The sequence below is a fragment of the Streptomyces sp. NBC_01216 genome (assembly GCF_035994945.1).
Taxonomy (GTDB): Bacteria; Actinomycetota; Actinomycetes; order Streptomycetales; family Streptomycetaceae; genus Streptomyces.
Map to the genome: position 1 here is coordinate 2,967,096 of NZ_CP108677.1, position 17,691 is coordinate 2,984,786.

The window sequence follows — 17,691 nt, forward strand, 5'->3', positions numbered from 1 at the left end:
TACCCGCCGGGCCGAGAGCCTGTCGGGTGGTCGCTGACCGGGCGGACGCGGGCCACCCGACCGCTCTAACTCGGTCCCAGCAGCTCGACCCGCACGTCGGCCGGGAACCCGGTGGTCGGGCCGGTCCGGCGGGCGAATTCCCGCACACCGGACAGCTGCTCGGGACCGAAACGGAAATCGAGGGTCCGGAAGTACCGTTCCAGGAGCTCCGCGTCGAAGGACTCCCAGCGCGCGGCCTGCTCGGCGACCTTGGTGACCTCCACCAGCGACAGGTCCCGCGAGGCCAGGAACGCCTCGTGGACCTCGCGGACGGTCTCCGGCCGCTCCGCCAGGAAGTCCTTGCGCGCGGCCCACACCGCGAAGACGAACGGCAGACCCGTCCACTCCTTCCACATCAGCCCCAGGTCGTGGACCTGCAGGCCGAGGCGCGGAGCGTCGTGCAGGGAGGCCCGGAGGGCTGCGTCGCCGATCAGGACGGCGGCGTCCGCCTCCTGCATCATCAGCCCGAGGTCGGGCGGGCACGTGTAGTAGTCCGGCCGCACCCCGTACCGCTCGGCCAGCAGCAACTGGGCCAGCCGTACGGAGGTGCGGGAGGTGGAGCCGAGGGCCACCCGCGCCCGGTCCAGTCGGTCCAGCGGACGCTGCGAGACGATCACGCAGGACATCACAGGGCCGTCGCAGCCCACCGCGATGTCCGGCAGGGCGACAAGACCGTCCGCGTTCCGGAGATATTCGACGAGCGTGATGGGTCCGATGTCGAGGCCGCCCCGCACCAGCCGCTCACTGAGCTTCTCCGGAGTGTCCTTCGTCAGCTCCAGATCGAGAAGCGTTCCGGTGCGGGCCAGACCCCAGTAGAGGGGCAGACAGTTCAGGAACTGGATGTGCCCGACCCGGGGCCGGCGGGGCTGCTCGCCATCGGTTGCGTTGTCCACAGCGCGAGGCTAGACCCGTCTCGTACGGTGGACGCCTTCGGGGCACGCGTCAGCACGTCAGAGCCGTGTCAGACCTCCGGGTGACGTGATCTTTCCCTCTAGTGCGTCGCACACCCTGCGTGCTACGCTCATCGCAAGTTGCAGTTTGGTTTCCCTTGCAGTACAGAGCCTGCGGAGCATGTGACCCGCAGGCTTTTGTAGTTTTCAGACTTCTTTGCAGGTTCTGGAGCAGGGCAACCCTTTGGCCCAAGGAGGGCTTATGGCTACCGGAACCGTCAAGTGGTTCAACGCTGAAAAGGGCTTCGGCTTCATCGCCCAGGACGGCGGCGGCCCGGATGTCTTCGTCCACTACTCCGCGATCAACGCGTCCGGGTTCCGCTCCCTCGAGGAGAACCAGGTCGTGAACTTCGACGTCACGCAGGGTCCGAAGGGCCCGCAGGCGGAGAACGTCACCCCGGCCTAAGTTGCCCGGGTCGGCGATCGCGCACGGCTAGAGAAGTACCCAAGGAGCCCCGCTCCGTGTCTTCGGGCACGAGCGGGGCTCCTGCCTTGTTCCCTTTCGCGTATTTCCGGTCCCGGCGGTCCGGCATTCACCCGGTCGCCTTTGTCCCGTGGCCCGTCGTTTCCCCGCGAGGGGACACGGACGCGGATTTCCCGCGGAAAGGGAACGGCGGGGACCCGCGGCGGGCCTCAGCCCCTCTTCATGGCGTTCCGTCGGCATCTCGACCGGCCCCGGGGCGCCTCTTAGTGGTCCGCTCCGGAAATCCTTCGGGGGTTGATTCCGGGGCCGGGCGGTGTGTGTCGCATCGTTGGACGTCCGGGGCGGTGTGGTGGGGGCGTTCTCGGCCCCCGCGGAAGGGGGGCCTGGGAGACCCAGGTTGATCTGGGCCTGGCCGGCCCGAAGGTTGGTGGCGAAGCTGTGGTCGTGACCGACAGCAACAGCGATGTGACCGGCTTCCACGACCGTGTCGTCCTCATCACCGGCGGAACCAGCGGAATGGGCCTGGCCACCGCGCGTCCACTCCTGGAAGCCGGCGCCCATATCGTCATCACCGGCCGCGACGACGCCCGCCTGGACCGCGCAGCCGAACAATCGGACACGGCGTCCGACCGGGGTGGCCGTCCGTCCACGGTCCGGGCCGACTCCGCCAGCCTCACCGATCTCGACCGCTTGGCTGCCCTGATCCGTGAACGCCACGGACGTCTGGACGGGGTGTTCGCCAATGCCGGGGTCGGAGTGTTCCAGCGCAGTGGTGAGGTCACTGAGCAGGACTTCGATCTCAGCGTCGACGTCAACTTCAAGGGGCGTTCTTCACGGTCCAGAAGGTTCTGCCGCCGCTCCCTCCCGCACCTCGAAGACGTCGCCCTGCCGGCCGGAGGCCGGCGCCGGGTCGCCGGCCCGCGCCGCGAGGAGATCGCCCAGCTCGCCGGAGTGAGCGTCGACTACTGCACCCGGATGGAACAGGGCCGCGTACCCAACCCCTCGGGTGCGGTACTCGACGCCCTCGCCCGCGCCCTGCGGCTGGACGGGGATGCCACCCGGCACCTGCACCGCCTCGCCGGACCGCAGTCCGCCGCCCGGCACGTTCCCCGACGCCCGACCCGGCCGCAACACGTACGCCCTGTGCTCCAGCGGCTGCGCGCTGACCTTCCGGGCAGTCCCGGCCTCGCCGCCGGCGACCCGCACCTGTGTCAGACACACCACCGGTCGCCGAGGCGGGTACAGCAGACGACAGGGCGGAGTGATCCACTTCTCCCGATCGGCCCGCCTGTCATGCCCGTTGCCCCGGCCCGCCCGCCCGCTATACCCAACCGCTGGGCCCTGGCAGCCCGATCAACCCCCGAAGGATTTCCGGAGCCGACCACTTAGGCTGGACGCATGACCGAACGCAAACCGCCCGGCGTCAGCTTCGAGTCATTCGTGGACAAGCAGATCCGCGAAGCGGCGGAGCGAGGCGAGTTCTCGCGGCTCGCCGGCTTCGGCAGACCACTCGGCGACGACCGCGCCCCGTACGACGAGCTCTGGTGGATCAAGGGGAAACTGCACCGCGAGGGTGCCTCCGTCCTGCCGCCGTCGCTCGCGCTGCGCAAGGAGGCCGAGGACACCGTCGAGGCGGTCCGCGCTGCCGTCTCGGAGGGTCAGGTGCGGCGACTCCTCGGCGAGATCAACACCAAGATCGCCGAGGCGGTGCGCCGGCCCCCGGCGGGCCCTCCGCTGAACCTCGTGCCGTTCGACGTGGACGCGATGGTGGAGACATGGCGTCGCGAGCGGGAAACCGGGCCGGGAGCGGGGTCGTCCTCCGACTGAGACCGGCCTCCTCTACCCTGATGCCCGTTCGACTGACCACGCATCAGGTACGACCGGGGGGAACAGACCGGCATGCGCAGCGACAGCGGCACGGAGAACACGGAGGGCGGGGGCGGGGGCGAGGACGGCATAGCACCGCTCGTCGCCGGCGATCCGCGCAGGATCGGCCCCTACCGCCTGCTGGGGCGGCTCGGCTCCGGGGGCATGGGCCGGGTGTATCTCGCCCGTTCCGAGGGCGGGCGGACGGTGGCCGTCAAGGTGGTGCACGAGGAGCACGCCTCGGACGGCCGGTTCCGGGCCCGGTTCCGTCGCGAGGTCGAGGCGGTGCGGAAGGTCGGCGGCGACTTCACCGCCCCCGTGCTGGACGCCGACCCGGAGGCGGACCGGCCCTGGGTGGCGACCGGCTTCGTCCCCGGGCCTTCGCTCGAACAGGTCGTCCGCACCCACGGGCCGCTGCCCTCGGCCTCGGCGCTGGCGCTCGCCGACGGCCTGCTGAAGGCGCTCCGGGGCATCCACGGGGCGGGCATCCTGCACCGCGACCTGAAGCCCTCCAACGTGATGCTCACGGTGGAGGGCCCCCGCGTGATCGACTTCGGCATCGCGCGGGCGCTGGAGCCCTCGGTCGAGTCCTTGCTCACCAGCACGGGCATGGTGGTCGGTTCCCCCGGGTTCATGGCCCCCGAGCAGGTGCGCGGCGGGGCCCTGGGTCCCGCCGCCGACGTCTTCACGCTCGGCTGCGTGCTCATGTACGCGGTGACGGGGCGCCTGCCGTTCGGGCACGGCGCCGGCAACCAGCACGCGATCATGTTCGGGATCGTGGAGGCCGAGCCGGAGCTCGACCGGGTGACGGACGACGCCCTGCGCGGGGTCATCGCCCGCTGTCTGACGAAGGACCCCGACGAACGCCCCGGCGTCGAGACGCTCCTGGCGGACCCTGCGCTGTCGGCTGCCGTCACGGCCGAAGGTTCCTGGCTGCCCCCCGCGCTCGTGGCCCGCCTCGCACGGCAGGCGGCGCGACTGCTCGACGCCGAGGCGTTGTCGGAGCAACTCGCGGAGGAGACGGCGGAGTCACGCGCGGCGCGGGGGTCCGACGCGCTCGATGGACCCGACGAACCCGACGCACCCGATGAGACCGGGGAAGGCGACCAGGGCGGCGAGGCCGCGGCCGGCACCCTCCGGCTACGGCCGGGAACGGCGGGCTCGGCCTCCGACACCCCTGATGCCGCCGACACCTCCGGTGCTTCCGGCCCCTCGGCCTCCTCCGACACCCCCGACGCGGGCACCCTCGGCCTTCGGCCGAAGGCAGCCGTCGCCGCGACCGGACGGGACGGCGGCGACCGGGAGCCCCGCCGTGCCTCGCGGGCCTGGGCGGTCGTGGCCGCCGTGTTCGCCGTGATCGGTATCAGCGGCACCGTGGTGCACTTCGTCGACGACGACGCCCGGCAGCGCGACGTCCGAAGCGCCCCGGGCGCATCCGGCACCACCCCGCCCCCGTCCGCCGGCTCCGACAGCGCGTCGTCCGCTCCCCCCGCCGGTACGCCCGGTACGGGCGCGGCTCCCTCGCAGGGCTCCCCGCCACCCGGCGGCGCCGACACGGCCGGAGACGCCGGAGGCGCGGCGGGCGGTGGCTCGGCCGGGACGGTCACGGCCGGTGTGGCGACGGCGGGCAACTCCTCCTCGGGAAGCGGCTCGGGAAGCGGCTCGGGCAACGGCTCGGGAAGTGGTTCCGGAACCACTTCCGGCAGTGGCTCCTCCGGGCCGGGCGGGTCCTCCGGGGTTTCCTCGGCCGGCTCGTCGGCCGGCACCACCAAGCCGCCCGCCACCGCGGACAACCAGGTCCCCGCGGCCTTCGTCGGCACCTGGGCCTACGCGGGCCAGTTCAACATCAACCAGCCCGCCACGGTCTACCTCTACCGGGTCGCCCCGGGGCAGATCGCGGCCAGGATGATCACCGACGCCGGCGGCGCCCACTGCGAGCACGTGGCCAAGCTGGTCTCCGTCACCAACGGCGGCAAGCGCGTCAACCTGGGCACCGGCACCGTCGACAAGGCCCGCTCGGCGAGCTACTGCGGCAGCGCGGACCCGTCGTACTTCGAACTCGCCACCCCCACCGGACTGCGCCACGACGTCGGTCCGGCGCACGGTGACGGATACCACTACGAGCGGTCGAACTGAGCCGCACCCGTTCCGGCGGCGGCACTATGGTGAGTCGCACTCACGTACCAACAGGGAATCGCACGGGGGTCTTGTGTCATTCGAGGACGAATGGACCGGTATCCGGACGGCGGCGCATGAGAAGCAGATCAGCATGCGCCTCAACCAGCTCGACGGCGGCGGAGGGAGCGGCGGTGGCGGCGCGCAGCAGGGCGGAGACCTGCGCGTGGAGCAGACGGACCTGGCGGCCGTCGGCGACGCGGCGTTCAAGCTGTACCAGCGGCTGGACACCGACGGCGATCACGCCAAGGCCAGCACCCAGGAAGCCGGTACCGCGATGAAGCGGGACTTCGCGCTCGGCCCGGCCCTGACCACCGTCGCGGAGAAGTGGGACAACCAGGTCAACACCTTGCTCGACGCCTGCGGCCACATCTCCAACCACCTCGAGTACTCGAAGAAGACCCACGCGGACGACGAGTACTGGATCGCCACCCAGTTCAAGTTCGAGCAGCTCGACAAGGGCTTCGAGGAGAGGGCGCGGCACTGATGGATCTCGACGCGCTCAGGTTCGGGGACTTCTCGAAGCTCGGTACGGCCGCCGGTGACTGGGAGGCGATGGGCAAGAAGCTGTGGGAGCTGGAGTCGGACGCCCGTGACGACCTCGGCGGCAAGGCTGCCAAGGCGAACTGGGAGGGCGTGAACGCCACCGTCACCAAGGAGTTCATCGGCAAGACGGCCAAGGAGTTCGCCGACGCCGCCACGCAGGCGACCAGCATCGCCAACATCCTCAAGGACACCCACGGCGAACTCGTCGGATACAAGCAGCAGTTGAACGAGGCGATCGAGCAGGGCCTGACCCGGAACCTGACGGTGGTGGAGACCGGGAACGGTGGATTCACCGTCACCATGAACATCCACCCCGACCGAGCCGCCAAGGGCCACGAAGTGCCGGAGCACACCCAGGCCGACGTCACCGCCCTGCGCGATCAGGTACAGAGGATCCTGGAGCAGGCGACCGAGAGCGACACCACCGCCGGGCAGGCGCTGACCATGCTCGTCAGCCAGACCCCGTACGGCTTCTCGGACGCCGCCTACTACAACCGGGACCGTGCCGCGCAGGCCATGAAGGACGCCGAGCGGATCGCGGACCTCCTGAAGACCAAGGGGGACGACCTGTCCCCCGAGGAGTTCGACCGGCTGAACAGGGAACTCGCCGCCTACAAGGACGACCGGCTCTTCCAGGAGAAGCTCGCCACCACGCTCGGCCCGCGCGGCGTCCTCGACTTCTGGGCCGACCTCTCGGACGGATCGGACGGCGGCGACCTCCAGCGCGCCCGGCTCAAGGAACTGGGGGACTTCCAGCGGAACCTGTCCTTCGTCCTGGCCGGTGCCACCCAGTCGGACAGCCCGGCCATGCGCGGCTGGGAGAACGACATGGTGAGGCTCGGCGAGGAGCGGATCCAGACGCGCGGCAGCCAGGTGTACGGCTACCAGCTGATGAGCAATCTGATGCGGACCGGTGACTGGGACGACCGCTTCCTCAACGACTACGGCAACAAGCTCGTCGAGACCGAGAAGAAGATGAAGCTCCCGGCCAACTACTGGAACGCCGGGGCGCCGCCGATGCCGAAGATGAACTTCATCGGCGAGGACTTCGGCCGGGACCCGATGACCGGGTTCATGACGGCACTGTCCGCCAGCCCCAACGCGGCCACCGAGTTCTTCAACGCCACCGAGCCCGACGACAACGCGGCGTACGTCCTCGGCGACCGCCAGGTCTTCGACGACACGCCGCTGGACAACAAGGACGGCAACTCCGCGTTCGACGCCACCGGCGCCGCGCTGGCCGCCGCCGCCACCGGCATGAACCCGAACGACCCGACGGCCCCCCAGGTCGAGCTCACCCCCGAGCACCGTAAGGTCCTCGACCGGTCGCTGGAGTACCTGTCGGCGCGCGGCGACGACTTCCCGCCGGAGATACGCGACGACATGGCGAAGACCCTCTCCCGCCACAGCGACGTCGTGCACCACTCGATGAGCTCCCTGTCGGACAACGGCAAGGACCCGCGCCTGCTGGACCGGCAGGCGCTCCTGGAGGTGAGCAAGCAGATCTCGCGTGACCAGAATGCGTACGGCATGATCAACGAGGCCATGAACCAGGAGATCATCAGAGACATCCACGAGGACGACCAGAGGCACACCAAGGAGACGCTGCGGCGTGGCGGCGCCACCATCGGCTTCCTGGAGCAGGCCCGCTACATGGCCATGGAGACCGACAAGGAGGATCCCTCCTGGGACGCCAAGTGGGGCTACCACGGCTTCGGTGGCGCGGCGAACTTCATCCCCGTCGTCGGCGACGCGGTGCAGCGCGGGGTGGACGCCCTTGCCTACCAGTGGCAGCTCGACGAGCAGGACCGCATCGACGACGAGATCAAGGAGCAGAACGGGAAGACGTTCGAGCACCGGTCGAACCAGCTCAGGACCATTGCCGAGGAGTGGGCGAAGATCAACCCTAGTCACGGGGAAACGCCGTACCTGCTTGAAGAAGAAATCAATGGCGCGGCGTTGAACGGAAACGACCAGGCCAAGGGTCTGGCAGGTGCCAAGTGAGGCGCGGCGCGATCGTGACGATCGCCGTGATCGTCGCTCTGGCGGGCGCGGGATGCACGGAGAAGAAGGAAGAGTACGCCACGCCCAGCAAGCTGTGCGGGGTCCCGGTCGACCCGGCCGTGCTGCGGCCGGTGCTGCTGCCGGGCGAGAAGTTGACCACCAGTACGGCGTACTCGAACCCGACGACACAGCGTTGTTCCGTGGCCGTCGACGGAGAGCGCGTCCTCTCCCTGGAGAGCAGCGCGGACGAGAAGTACGAGGCGCTGTGGGACTACCAGATCGCGGGTGGCACACCCGTGGACATCGGCGATGAAGGGCGTGCGAACGATACGGCCGTCGGCGCCCATGGACGTTGTGTCCTCAAGGGTGAGGAGCGGGACTTCTATGCGCTGGCCATGCGTTTCTACCCCAAGAAGGATGACGCCGCCGCCCGCAGGGAGGCCCTGATCCGGTTCATGGCCGCTTACCTTCCCGCCGCGCGGAAGGCGGCCGGCTGCGCGGACTGAGGGCCGCGGGGCCGGCGGCCGTCCGGGTGAATCCCGCCCGGACGGCGCCGGTCCCGTGCCGGCACGGGACCGCGCTCGGCGAGGCTGGCGGCATGAGAAGCAGCGATCTGCTCCTGGACGCGTTCGACCGCGTACGGGAATCCGTGCACGCGGCCGTGCGGGGTCTGACCGAGGACGACCTGACCGCGCGTGTCGATCCCGACGCCAACTCGATCGCCTGGCTGGTCTGGCACCTCACCCGCATCCAGGACGATCACGTCGCGGGTGCGTTCGGCACCGCGCAGGTGTGGACCGAGGACGACTGGATCTCCGCCTTCGGTCTCGGTTTCCCGCCGGGGGCGACCGGCTACGGTCACTCCCGCGCGCAGGTCGCCGCCGTCCGCGCCCCGGCGGACCTGCTGCTCGGCTACTACGATGCCGTGCACGCCCGCACGCTGGAGCACCTGGAAACCCTCACCGAAGCGGACCTCGACCGTGTGGTGGACGAGGCGTGGGACCCACCGGTGACCCTCGGTGTCCGCCTGGTGAGCGTGATCACCGACGACAACCAGCACGCGGGCCAGGCGGCCTACGTCCGGGGCATGCTGGAACGGCGGTAGGGCCGGGCCCGCGCCCCGGCAGGGCGGGGGACGCCGGGACGCTCACCGCACCGGGACCGTCGCCCAGACCGTCTTGCCGACGACGCGGGGCGCTGACACCCCAGGCGGTGGTGAGGGCGACGACGAGCAGCAGCCCGTACGCCCTCGTCGGGTACCGCCACCGGCTCCGGCCGGCTGTCCCCGCGCGCGTCGCAGACCGCGATGCGGACCTGGTCCCCGTACGGGACGAGGTGTAACGCGAAGTCGCGCCCGGCCACCCGGCCGTGGCGCACCGCGGTACGGCGCACTTGTTCCGTGCGCTCGGCAGAATCGTCAAGGTGCTGCGCCGCAACGCTCGGCTGAGCCAGGCGGAGCCGGCGGAGGCCACGCACTGCAGCGAGGACCTGCGAGGACCTGCCCGGACGTCCACCGCGAGCAACCGCGGCGGGTGCGGGAGGTGGCCACGCGGCGGACGGTCGACCTTCAGGTGATGCCCCTGGACCGGCCCGAACACCCCTATCTGGGTGGCGCGTTCATCCTGCTGACCCCGCGCGGTCGGCGGGAGGTGGCCTATACCGAGATCTACGGTCACGCCCGGCTGATCACCGACCCGGAAGAGGCACGCCAGTACGCCGAGCGCTATGGCATCATCCGGGCGCGGGCGCTCACACCGCAGGAGTCCCTGACCTGGATCGAGAAACTGCCGGGAGAATGATGAACACCACGGAACTGACCTGGTTCAAGAGCGGTCACAGCGACTCCGAGGGCGGCGAGTGCGTCGAGGTCGCCGCCCATCCCGCCGTGCACGTGCGCGACTCCAAGAACGCCGACGGCCCCCGGCTCACCCTCGCCCCCGCCTCCCGGGCGGCCTTCGCCACCGCCGTGGCATCCGGCATGTGACCAGCGGGAAGTACCTCCTCTTCGACGTCGAGCGGGGACGCGTCCGGGACCCGGCTGATCGTGGACGCCGCCTCTCCTGAACCCCGTTCGTCGTCCACGGCCTCTGCGTTCGCCGGGACCACACCCGCCTCCTTCACTATCGTCGGAGGTGGAGCCCACGGGACGGGAACGGGGAACGGGGAACGGCCATGACCGAGGAACAGCGGCATGCCGTGCTGTCCTTGGGCATTGCCCTGGAGCGGACCGAGGACGGGTCGTCTCCGCGTCTCGGGCTCGACCCGCTGGAGCAGGCCCCACGGCACTCCGAGGACGTCGTGGCCGTGCTGGGCGACTTCCGGTACGAGCCACTGCCCCCGCCGGGCGAAGGGCCCGTCGGCCACCTGCGGCAGGTGGAGAGCGCGGTGGTCAGCCAGGACGTCGACGTCCTGATCGTGCACCTCGTGGGCCACGGTGAGCTCGCCGAGGAGCGCAGCGAGAAACTCTACGTCCTCGACGGGGACGGCAGGCGGCTGGCGCGGCCCGTGGCCTCGTGGATCGAACTGATCGAGGACCATCCGGACGAGCACCGTCCGATGACGCTGTTCATCCTCGACGTCTGCTACGCGGGCGAACCGGCCGTGCGGGCCTGGCACGGCCGGATGGACGTGGCCAGGCGCAGGGCCTGGGTGCTCGCCGCCACCGGGCCGCGGGACACCGCCTTCGGCTACCGGCTGAGCCGGGCCGTCGTCCGGGTCCTGGAGAAGTACCGCAACCGCGAGGTGCGCTTCGACCCGTCGGTGCGGTACATCCCGCCCGGAACGTTCTTCCGGGAGATCGACCGCACGGTCAACGACCTGGTGGCCGAGGCCCCGGGGAACCTTCCGCAGTCGATCCTCACCAGTCTCGTGCCGGCCCACGCGGACCTGTCGGGGCTGCCGTTCTTCCCCAATCCCTCCTACGGCGAGCCGGCGGCCGACGGCCTGCCGGGCGATCTGCCGCCGGAGATCGCCCGGCTCACCGACTGGGCGTGGGACCCCGAGCACTTCATGCGGCGCGGGGGCGGAGGCGAGCCGGTCGGGCGCGACTGGGGGGAGGGCTACTTCTCCGGCCGTGAGGAGGAACTGGGCGAGCTGTCCGCGTGGCTCGACGACGCGGAGGCCGGACCGCGCGTGCGGATGGTCACCGGAAAGCCGGGGTCGGGGAAATCGGCCCTGCTGGGCGTCCTGGTGTGCGCGGCCCACCCCCTGTTACGGCGGCACACCCGGCGGCTCTGGCACCGGCTGGACGGTCCGGTGCCCGGCGAGAACGACCGGCTGGCCGTCGTGCACGCCCGGCGCCTCGGGCTCGACCAGATCACCGCCGCGCTCGCCCGCCAGCTGCGCCCCGGCTCCCCCGCCGAAGAGCCGGGCGGCGCCGCGAACCCCGCCGACCACCTGTACGGGCTGCTGCCGGAGGAGGGCGCACCGGTCACCGTCGTCCTCGACGCGCTCGACGAGGCCGACCGGCCCGAGGACATCGTGGCCGCGCTGCTCCTGCCGCTCGCCCAGCGGGCCCGGGAGCCGGGCAGCCGGCTGCGGCTGCTGGTCTCCACCCGCGAGGACGCCCGCTTCCGCCCGCTGTTCGACCTGGCCTGTGACGACGGCGGACACACCGATCTCAGCGGCGCGTCCCCCGACACCGTCCGCCGGGGTGTCGCCGCCTACGTGGAGCGGCTGCTGCGGGACGACGGCCCCTACGCCCGGGGCAGCCGGAGCGGGGCCCGCGAGGCCCTCGCACGGGCCGTCGCCGAGCGGCTGGTGGGCCGGGGAGACGAACTGCAGTGGGGCGAGTTCCTGGCGGCGGGACTCTACGTGCACTACCTCCTCGCCGCCGAGGAACCCCGCGACACCCCCGAGGAGGCCGCCGCGCTCGGCGCCCGGGTCCCGCTCGGTCTGCCCGAGCTGCTCGAACTCGACCTGATGCGCCACTCCGGCGAACCGCGGCTGCGTCCGCTGCTGACCGGGCTCGCCTTCGCCCAGGGCCGGGGCATGCCCGAACGCGTCCTGGCCTCCGCCGCCTCGGCGTTCACCGGCTCCCTCGACGCCGAGCCGCCGCTGCCGCCGGCCGCGCTGCACGAGGTGCTGGACCGCACGGCCCGCTTCTACCTGCGGCGGGAGGTGGACGAGGACGGCACGACGCTCTACCGGCTCTTCCACGAGGGGCTCGCCCAGTGGCTCCAGGCCAACGCCGTCGTGCCGGCCGGGGAGACCGGGGAAGCCGGGGGGGCCCACCCGGTCGGCGACGGGGCCCCGGCGGGGCACTCGGTGACCGGCGCGCTCTACGCGCGGCTCCTGGAGTCCGTCCCCCGCGACGGGACGGGCCGTCGGCTCTGGCATCTCGCGGCCCCGTACCTCTGGCGGCACACCGCCCGGCACGCGCTCGACGCGGGCCGGCTGGACGACCTCGTCCGGGAGAGCGAGTTCCTCCTGCACGCCGATCCGCACGCCCTCGCCGACGCCCTGCGGAACGTCGGCTCGGAGCGGGCCCGCCACATCGCGGCGGTGTACCGGGCGTCCTGGGGCACGCACCACACCCTGCCGCCGTCCGGACGACGACAGCTCCTGGCCCTGGACGCGGCCCGGTTCCGCGACGAGGAGCTGCGGGCGAGTCTGCCCGGGGACGCGGACTGGAGCGTCCGCTGGGCGACCGGACACCAGGTGACGCTGGAGCTGGTCCGCACGCTCGTGGGGCACGACCGGACCGTCACCTCGGTGGCGGTGACGGCCGTGGGCGGGCGCGTGCACGCGGTGACCGGAAGCACGGACCGTACGGCGCGCGTATGGGACCTGACCACCGGACGGCAGGTGGGCACCCTCGTCGGAGGGCACGGCGAGGTGGCCGCGGTCGCGGTCGCGGAGGTGGACGGCCGGCCGCACGCGCTCACCGCCGGTCAGGGACCCGCCGTCCGGGTGTGGGACCTCAGTAGCGGGCGCCTGGTACGCGAGCTCCGCGGCCACACCGGCCCGGTGACGGCCGTGGTGGTGACGTGGGTGGACGGCCGGCCACACGCCCTCACCGGAAGCCAGGACCGGTGGGTGCGGATGTGGGACCTGACGACCGGGGAGCAGACCCAGTTGGTCGGCCGGCACTCCAAGATGGTCATCTCGCTGGCCGTCACCGAGCTGGACGGCCGCCCGCACGTCGTCGTCAGCGACCGGTCCGGCGCCGTGTCGGTGTGGGACCTGGTCGCCGCCTACCGGGTGCGGGAACTGAGCGGCCACCGCGACTGGGTGGTGTCCTCGGCCACGGCGGTCGTGGACGGTACGCCGCAGGCGCTGACCACGGACACGACCGGCACGGTGCGGGTGTACGACCTGGTCACCGGGCGGCTGGTGGGCGAACTGACGGGGCACACCAAGGCCGTCGACGTGGTGACCGTGACAACGCTGGACGGTCGGCCGCACGCGCTCACCGGGGACCGTTCCGGGGCGGTCCGGGTGTGGGACCTGACCACCCGGCGGCAGGTGCGGGTGCTGATCGGCCACACCAAGGCCGTCGCCTGGGTCACCGCCGCGACGATGGACGGCCGGCCGCACGCGCTCACCGGCGGCCACGACGGGACGGTCCGGGTGTGGGACCTGACCGCGCGGCCCGAGACGAGCCCCTTGCGAGGCCGGACCGACCGGGTCGACGCCGTCGCGGTCGCCGAGGTCCACGGCGCGCCGTACGCGCTCACCGGGGAGCGGGCCGGGGCCCTCCGGCTCTGGGACGTGGCAGGCGGCCGGTACGCGGGGGAGCTGAGCGATCACGGCAGCGCGATCCAGACCGTCGCGGTGACGACGGTGGCCGGCCGGCCGCACGCCCTGGCCGTCGGCATCGACCCCGAGGTGCGGATGTGGGACCTGACCACCCGTACTCCGGCGCCCTCGCTGGTCGGCCACGAGAGCGCGGTGGTCGCGCTCGCGGTGACCGAGCTGGACGGGCGACCGCACGCCGTCACCGCCAGCCACGACCGGACGGTCCGGGTGTGGGACCTGACCACGGCCTCGGAGACCGGCCGGATGACGGGTCACAAGTCGGCGGTGATCTCCCTCGCCGTGACGCGGGTGGAGGGGGTGCCGGTCGTCCTCACGGGGACGAGCAGGGGCACCGTCGAGGTCTGGGACCTGACCACCAGGACACGGATACGGACGCTGACCGGGCGCGGCAGCGCGGTGATCGCTGTGGCGGCGACGGAGGTCGACGGACGGCCGCTCGTCCTGGTCAGCCGGCGCTCCGGCAAGGTGGACCTGTGGAATCCGGCCACGTGCCGGCCGGCCGGCACGCTGTCGGAAGGGCACGCGGCGGTGCCCGCCGTGTCGACGGTGACGTTCGACGGCCGCCCCTGTGCCGTCACCGCCGGGCTCGACCGGACCGTGCGGCTGTGGGATCTGGGAACGCGGACGTGCGTCTCCACGTTCCATCTTCCGGACGAGGCGCGGGCGGTGACCGTCGGCCCCGGCTCGGCCGTGCTCCTCGGCGTCGGCCACGAGGTCGTCGCCCTCAGCCTCGAACCCCTCGCGCGGAGGCTTGGATGACCGCTGCCACTCCCCTGTCCCTCGTCGCCGTCCACGGTGTCGGCAACAGCTTCGGCGCCGACGTGACCGGGGCCCTGCTCGAGGACCTGCGCCGACGCAAGGCCGCCGACTGGGGCACGGCGCTGGCCAAGGGTCTGGGCGTGGACCCGGGGCGCCTCGACGTGGACTTCGCCTACTACGCCGACAGACTCGCCACCCGCCCGGTGGCGCAGGGCGACGGCGAGGATCTGTCGGACGACCCCGCGGCCCGGGAGGTCCTGGAGCGGTGGGCGCGGGAACTCGGTGTCTCCGACGAGGAGTCCCAGGGCCACGCGGGAGTCCCGCTGCGGGCGCTGTCCTCCTGGATGGCGCGGAAGTTCGACCTCGCCGAGGGCCCACTACGGATCTTCATCCGTCTGCTGTGCCGTGAGGTGGCGACCTACCTGCGGGCCGAGGACGCGCCCGAGCGGGTGGCGGCCCGCGAGGAGGTGGCGGCGCGGATCGCCGCGCATCGCCCGCGCGTCGTCATCGCGCACTCGCTCGGTTCCGTGGTCGCCTACGAGGCACTGCACGCCCATCCGGAGCTGCGGTGCGACCTGTTCCTGACACTCGGCTCCCCGCTCGCCCTGCCGCGCGTCGTCTTCGAGCGCCTGACTCCCCGCCCGGAGGGGCGGGGCACCCGCCCGCCCGGAGTCGGCCGTTGGGTGAACATCGCGGACCCGGGTGACCCGGTGGCCGTGCCACCCGGTCTGAGTGGCTGGTTCGACGGGATCGCCCTCGACCACACCTCGGTCGTGGGCTTCCACTTCGACCTGCACAACGCGGTGAACTACCTGCGGGGGGCCACGACGGCGGCGACGCTGGCGCCGTACCTCGGGGTGTGACGCCGGTCCGGGACGAGGGGCGTGCGCGGGGCGAGTCCGCCTGCGGGTACGCCCGGGGGTGGCGCGCGGACCCGGCCGTCCGGGGTCAGGCCGACGCGGCGCCGGCGCCGCGGGCGGTGAAGAGGGGGATCGCCGTGCCCTCCACCGTGCGGACGGTCAGCTCCAGGTCCATGCCGATGCGGAGGTCGTCCTCCGCCACTCCGACCACCTCGGTCGTCATCCGCGGGCCCTCCGCGAGGTCGACGATCGCGGCGACGTAGGGCACGCGTTCGCCGAAGGGCGGGAGGTCGTTGCGGTGGACGACGGACCAGGTGTAGAGGGTGGCCAGGCCGCTCGCGGGCTCCCAGGCCACGTCCTCGCTCCAGCAGTGCGGGCAGGACTCGCGCGGGTAGTGGTGGGCGCGCCCGCAGCCGGCGCAGCGGCGCAGGAGGAGCCGGCCTTCGGCCGCCGCGTCCCAGTAGGGCCGCGTGAAGGCGTCGGTGTCGGGCAGGTCGTAGCGCGCGCCCATCAGAAGAGCCCGGTCGCGTGGTCGAGGGACCAGGTCTGCCAGGAGACGGCGAGGAGGGCGACCACCGAGATCAGCGCCATCATCGCGTTCTGCCCCTGCTCGGCCCAGTCGTGGATCATCAGGACCAGGTAGAGGAGGTTCAGGAGCAGTCCGCCGATCAGGGCCACCGGGGTGAGGAGGCCGGCGACGAGGCCGAGACCGAGGGCGAGTTCGGCGTGGACGACGATGTGGGCCATGAGCTTGGGCCGGGGGGCGACGACCGTCTCGAAGCCGCGGCGCACCGCCGTCCAGCGGTGCCTCGCCGCCACGTCCGCCGCCCAGGCGATGCCCGTGCCGCGCTTGAGCCAGCCCTTCCTGTCCTTGTGGCGCCAGCTCTCCAGCCACCACAGGCCGAGCCCGATACGGAGGACGGCGAGCCATTCGGCGCCGGTGAGCCAGACGGTCTGCATGGGTCGGTACCTTTCCCTCCCGAATACATCTGACGATACGTCAGTTCAGCGGACGGCGCCCTGTCCCGCAAGAGGCAGGCGGGCGTGACCTATTCGCAACCAATTCCCCTCTTGACCGAGACCCAACAAGTGGTCATGTCACTACGCTGAGCATTCATGGCCAATACCCCCCATGCCCACCCCGACCACCCCGTTTACGTCATCGGCGGCGGACCCGGCGGACTCGCCGTCGCCGCCGCCCTGCGCGCGCGGGACGTCCGGGCCGTCGTCCTGGAGAAGTCCGACGCCGTCGGCGCCTCCTGGCGCGGGCACTACGACCGGCTGCGGCTGCACACCACCCGCCGCCTGTCCGGCCTCCCCGGACTCAGGATGCCGCGCTCCTTCGGCCGCTGGGCCGCCCGCGCGGACGTGGTGCGCTATCTGGAGAAGTACGCCGAGTTCCATGAACTGGAGATCGTGACGGGCGTCGAGGTCACCCGCGTCGAGCGCGAGGGGGACGCGTGGCTGCTGCACGCGACCGGCGGACGGCGACTGACCGGACGGGCCGTGGTCGTGGCCACCGGATACAACCACACCCCGCGGATACCCGCGTGGCCGGGTCGCGAGGAGTACGACCGGGAACTGACGCACGCGAACGCCTACCGCAACCCGGCCCCCTACGCGGGCCGCGACGTACTCGTCGTCGGCGCGGGCAACACCGGCGCCGAGATCGCGGCCGACCTCGCCGAGGGCGGTGCGGCCCGGGTGCGGCTCGCGGTGCGTACCGTCCCGCACATCGTGCGCCGCTCCACGGCCGGATGGCCCGCGCAGCGCACCGGCATCCTGGTGCGCCGCCTGCCGGTCCGCCTGGTGGACCGGATGGGCGGGCTCATGGCGAAGGCCGCGGTCCCCGACCTGTCGGCGCACGGACTCCCGCGGCCGGACACCGGGTTGTACTCGCGGGTCCGTGAAGGCGCCGTCCCGGTGCAGGACGTGGGCCTGATCGACGCGGTCCGGACCGGGAGGGTGGAAGTGGTCGGGGCGGTCGAGTCCTTCGACGCCGACAAGGTCGTCCTCGCGGACGGGACCCGGATCACCCCGGACGCGGTGATCGCCGCGACCGGCTACCACCGGGCGCTGGAGCCACTGGTGGGCCACCTCGGCGTACTCGACGAGCGGGGTCGGCCGACGGCCCGGGGGGCACGGACACCGGAGGGGGCGCCCGGACTCTACTTCACCGGGTTCACGAGCCCGATCAGCGGGATGCTGCGGGAACTGGCCATCGACGCGGAGAAGATCGCCCGCCGGATCGCCCGCCGGTCCGCCCGCCGCGACACGGAGCGCCGGGCGGCCTGAACCGGGCCCGGCC

The 17,691-nt window shown here is 72.1% G+C and carries 16 protein-coding genes; 13 read left to right on the plus strand and 3 right to left on the minus strand.

Going from position 1 to position 17,691, the window contains the following annotated elements; genetic code table 11:
* Window positions 1-65: 65 nt before the first annotated feature.
* Complete coding sequence (locus tag OG393_RS12820; protein WP_327374784.1) at window positions 66-932, minus strand: menaquinone biosynthetic enzyme MqnA/MqnD family protein; 867 nt, start codon at window positions 930-932, stop codon at window positions 66-68.
* A 259-nt stretch (window positions 933-1,191) separates the two neighbouring features.
* Here OG393_RS12820 and OG393_RS12825 point away from each other — a divergent pair, with 259 nt between their 5' ends.
* The 12 genes from OG393_RS12825 (at window position 1,192) to OG393_RS12880 (ending at window position 15,386) form a co-directional block, all read left to right on the plus strand.
* Window positions 1,192-1,395, plus strand: coding sequence for a cold-shock protein (locus OG393_RS12825; RefSeq protein WP_003967102.1), 204 nt, complete (start codon window positions 1,192-1,194; stop codon window positions 1,393-1,395).
* 462 nt (window positions 1,396-1,857) lie between these two features.
* The gene (locus OG393_RS12830; RefSeq protein WP_327374785.1) at window positions 1,858-2,802 is read left to right on the plus strand and encodes an SDR family NAD(P)-dependent oxidoreductase; all 945 of its coding nucleotides are present in this window, start codon (window positions 1,858-1,860) and stop codon (window positions 2,800-2,802) included.
* A 9-nt stretch (window positions 2,803-2,811) separates the two neighbouring features.
* On the plus strand, window positions 2,812-3,240 hold the full coding sequence (locus OG393_RS12835; RefSeq protein WP_327374786.1) for a J-domain-containing protein: 429 nt from the start codon (window positions 2,812-2,814) through the stop codon (window positions 3,238-3,240).
* A gap of 72 nt (window positions 3,241-3,312) precedes the next feature.
* The gene (locus OG393_RS12840) at window positions 3,313-5,415 is read left to right on the plus strand and encodes a serine/threonine-protein kinase (RefSeq protein ID WP_327374787.1); all 2,103 of its coding nucleotides are present in this window, start codon (window positions 3,313-3,315) and stop codon (window positions 5,413-5,415) included.
* 133 nt (window positions 5,416-5,548) lie between these two features.
* Window positions 5,549-5,941: a hypothetical protein gene (locus OG393_RS12845; RefSeq protein WP_327374788.1), complete on the plus strand. Its 393-nt coding sequence runs from the start codon at window positions 5,549-5,551 to the stop codon at window positions 5,939-5,941.
* The gene (locus OG393_RS12850) at window positions 5,941-8,004 is read left to right on the plus strand and encodes a DUF6571 family protein (protein WP_327374789.1); all 2,064 of its coding nucleotides are present in this window, start codon (window positions 5,941-5,943) and stop codon (window positions 8,002-8,004) included. Before OG393_RS12845 ends, OG393_RS12850 begins: the two co-directional genes overlap by 1 nt.
* Before the next feature lie 14 nt (window positions 8,005-8,018).
* A complete protein-coding gene (locus tag OG393_RS12855; RefSeq protein ID WP_327374790.1) occupies window positions 8,019-8,510 on the plus strand; it encodes a hypothetical protein in 492 nt (163 codons plus the stop codon).
* A gap of 92 nt (window positions 8,511-8,602) precedes the next feature.
* Entirely contained in the window at window positions 8,603-9,109 is a 507-nt protein-coding gene (locus OG393_RS12860) for a mycothiol transferase (RefSeq protein WP_327374791.1), read from the plus strand.
* Between the two features lie 73 nt (window positions 9,110-9,182).
* Window positions 9,183-9,803: a Scr1 family TA system antitoxin-like transcriptional regulator gene (locus OG393_RS35465; RefSeq protein ID WP_442817298.1), complete on the plus strand. Its 621-nt coding sequence runs from the start codon at window positions 9,183-9,185 to the stop codon at window positions 9,801-9,803.
* Complete coding sequence (locus OG393_RS12870) at window positions 9,800-9,988, plus strand: DUF397 domain-containing protein (RefSeq protein WP_442817299.1); 189 nt, start codon at window positions 9,800-9,802, stop codon at window positions 9,986-9,988. The genes OG393_RS35465 and OG393_RS12870 overlap by 4 nt, the downstream gene beginning before the upstream one ends.
* A gap of 188 nt (window positions 9,989-10,176) precedes the next feature.
* Window positions 10,177-14,523: an AAA family ATPase gene (locus tag OG393_RS12875; RefSeq protein ID WP_327374793.1), complete on the plus strand. Its 4,347-nt coding sequence runs from the start codon at window positions 10,177-10,179 to the stop codon at window positions 14,521-14,523.
* A complete protein-coding gene (locus OG393_RS12880) occupies window positions 14,520-15,386 on the plus strand; it encodes a hypothetical protein (RefSeq protein ID WP_327374794.1) in 867 nt (288 codons plus the stop codon). The genes OG393_RS12875 and OG393_RS12880 overlap by 4 nt, the downstream gene beginning before the upstream one ends.
* Before the next feature lie 85 nt (window positions 15,387-15,471).
* Here OG393_RS12880 and OG393_RS12885 read toward each other — a convergent pair whose 3' ends face one another.
* Together OG393_RS12885 and OG393_RS12890 are read right to left on the minus strand one after the other, a co-directional pair.
* Window positions 15,472-15,894: a Zn-ribbon domain-containing OB-fold protein gene (locus OG393_RS12885; protein ID WP_327374795.1), complete on the minus strand. Its 423-nt coding sequence runs from the start codon at window positions 15,892-15,894 to the stop codon at window positions 15,472-15,474.
* The gene (locus OG393_RS12890) at window positions 15,894-16,343 is read right to left on the minus strand and encodes a DoxX family protein (protein WP_327374796.1); all 450 of its coding nucleotides are present in this window, start codon (window positions 16,341-16,343) and stop codon (window positions 15,894-15,896) included. Before OG393_RS12890 ends, OG393_RS12885 begins: the two co-directional genes overlap by 1 nt.
* A gap of 156 nt (window positions 16,344-16,499) precedes the next feature.
* Here OG393_RS12890 and OG393_RS12895 point away from each other — a divergent pair, with 156 nt between their 5' ends.
* The gene (locus OG393_RS12895) at window positions 16,500-17,678 is read left to right on the plus strand and encodes a flavin-containing monooxygenase (protein ID WP_327374797.1); all 1,179 of its coding nucleotides are present in this window, start codon (window positions 16,500-16,502) and stop codon (window positions 17,676-17,678) included.
* The last annotated feature ends 13 nt before the right edge of the window (window positions 17,679-17,691 follow it).